The sequence below is a fragment of the Methanosarcina spelaei genome (assembly GCF_002287235.1).
Classification (GTDB): domain Archaea; phylum Halobacteriota; class Methanosarcinia; order Methanosarcinales; family Methanosarcinaceae; genus Methanosarcina; species Methanosarcina spelaei.
The window spans coordinates 1-2,674 of sequence record NZ_LMVP01000203.1 but is presented as its reverse complement, the minus strand read 5'-3'; the positions used below and the strand labels follow the sequence as shown (position 1 = coordinate 2,674).

Annotated in this window: 2 protein-coding genes; both read right to left on the bottom strand. The window is 33.5% G+C overall.

Annotated elements, in window-relative coordinates; translation table 11 throughout:
• Positions 1 to 263: 263 nt before the first annotated feature.
• The gene (locus tag ASJ81_RS10880) at positions 264 to 1,130 is read right to left on the bottom strand and encodes a hypothetical protein (RefSeq protein ID WP_245860059.1); all 867 of its coding nucleotides are present in this window, start codon (positions 1,128 to 1,130) and stop codon (positions 264 to 266) included.
• 948 nt (positions 1,131 to 2,078) lie between these two features.
• A complete protein-coding gene (locus tag ASJ81_RS10875) occupies positions 2,079 to 2,459 on the bottom strand; it encodes a transposase (RefSeq protein ID WP_170943284.1) in 381 nt (126 codons plus the stop codon).
• Between the last annotated feature and the right edge of the window lie 215 nt (positions 2,460 to 2,674).

Here is a 2,674-nt window from a genome sequence, read left to right as displayed (position 1 = left end):
CATACTTATGAAAATGCAGACTTAGTATATTGCAGACTGAGTATATTGCAGACTGAGTAAATTGCAGACTGAGTAAATTGCAGTCCCATTCTGGTATTTGGAATGATCATGTAAAGAAACAAATTCGAAGTTGGATTTATTGGGCAAACTGCATACGATATATAGCGCAATAAGCGAAATTGAAAGAGCGAACAATTTTAGAATAAAACAATAAAACAGCATTTTTGAACTTAGTTTAAATGTTAAAGACTTTTCTTTCGATTTCATAACCTGTCTGTCAGTACTTTCTTCCTGCGATTGGCCATGTAAAACTTCATTAAAACGGCTCCTGCGATCAGTATAGCAAGCCCGGTAGAGAAATAAGGAGATTTTATGACATCCCATCTACCGGACCAGACAAGAAATCCGGTAAGGAAAAGTGCTGAGGACCCTGCAATTCCTGAGATTTCAAAAGGAATTTTCATAGAGCCGAGGGTTAACCTGTTCTGGTTTTCGATGACCTCGATACGGGACTCAAGTTCTTTTATATACTCACTTTTTTCATCTTGCTGAACTTTTAGATTATGGAACTCCATACTCAGCTTTTCGATCTCTGGTTTGAGGTTATTATGAGTTAAATTTGAAAGCTCGGATAGAGCAGCTTGAAGGGAAAGGAGACTTTCGGAGAGATTTGAAAAAGCCTCATTCATACTCTTAGTTTTATAATCGGCTCCGGACATATTTGAGGAATTTTCCCCGGTAAATGTAGAAAGATTAGAAGGCTCGCCCGAAGGGAGTACTGCACTGGACTCAAAACTTGAAACATTTCCTTCCGAAACTGGAGGAACAAAATCCGATAAAGAAGAATTTCCACTAATAAAAGTCTCAGGAGAAACCGACGGTATCTGTGAAAAAATTGAGGAGCTTGCAGCGATACTTCCTGCAGTTTCTCCAGGGAAAAGCCCTGAGAAATTTCCTGAAAAAACTCTGCCAGCTTGCAGCTCGGAAGAAGCCTCCATAGAAAGGCGTCTTTCAACTGCTCGGAGTCGTTTTTCAAAGCTTCTTATGCTCTGATCAAAAACCTCAATTCTTCCCTGCAAATCATCCCTAACTTCCGGATCTGCCTGATGTAACTTATTCAATTGAACCATTACCCCCATAATTTTGCACTACAGAATCAGGCACCAGACTATATAAAATTTTTGAGATTTACATGTTGTTAAGATTAATAAAACAAAAAGTCAGAACCAGAAAAGAAGAATGACAAAAGGAAAGAACGAAAAAGGAACGAAAATAGAAGAATAACAGAAAGGAGGAAAAATCAAACTGAATGTGAAAAAAAAGAATAACAAAAAAAGGAAAATAAAACATAATTATAAAAAATTGAAAGTGAAACTAGTGCATCGATTCCAAAATAAGTTCCTTATTTATTGGAAAAATCTATAATCTTCGGCTTTATTCAGAAGTCAAGTTTTATGAACCTATTTCGGAATCGTAGTACTAGAATAATATACTAAGTACTTAAGTGAAATAATGAAACTTTTTGAACTTCTAACTTATATGAATATAGAAAAGCATTTAAAATTTATCAACATATTGAGAGTATGAACAATGTTATTTCAAGTTCTAGTTCAAGTAGTTCTATTCAAGTAATATCTGGAGAATTGGTTATTGCAATATTCCTAATTCTCTTAATAATGTTTTTTATTTTCTATTATACAAAAAAGAAAAAATGAAATTGTTTCCAATTGATTTTTGATCTAAAGCACATGAAATTCTTCTAAATTACAGGCACAAAGAAATGAAAGTACTTCTACTTTACCCTATTTTAACTATTAGTTCCTTATCACCTTGGGCAGTAAGGTTGTCTACACTTTGGTTTTTAAAAACCGTCCCTAAACTAACCAGTGGATTGTCATAGAAGGCTTAAATGTGATATGGAGCAGAAAATGAAAAAGAGCATGGGGGGCCAGTTTTATTCCGTACTTTCACGTTAGGTTTTGTTTTTAGATATGAAATAAAAATAGACAATTGAATATCTCCGTTACCTGCAGATTTAAACACCTAGTGCTTCGATTCTTAATTAATTCCTCTTTCTTTTATATTATAATTTTTCCAGGCATTTCATCTCTTTCTTCTATTTTATATTTCCATTTAAAAATTACTGGTTTTTCGTTAATCTGGTCTATATATTGACTAATTCTTCCCCTTAATTCCGTTATTGATTCTACTCTTATTCCTCTCAGCAAGCTTCTTGCCATTTTACTGAAAAAACTTTCAATAATGTTTAGCCACGAAGCATGTTTGGGTGTGAATATAAATTCAAACTTATCTGGAACAGTTTCCAGGTATTCTCGAGTTTCTGCTGATGTATGCACTTTATAATTATCCATTAGAATTTTGATTTTTTCTTTTGGATAAATCAGCTCAAGTTCTTTAAGGAATTGTATAAATTCCCAGCTTTGATGGCTCTGATCCAAAATCCAGTGATTTTTGGATTTTTTGATTGAAATACTGAATTGCGGGAAGGATTCTTTCTTATATTAACCTCAATATTCGATATCTAAAGAATTCAATCAAGAAGATGTGTTCAAAGGATTGTGTCCATTTTCAAAATATAGTGATTTTTAATTCTACGTTCATCACTGGATTTTGGTACTGAATTGCTTTGATGTTTTTCAAATATTTTATAGTG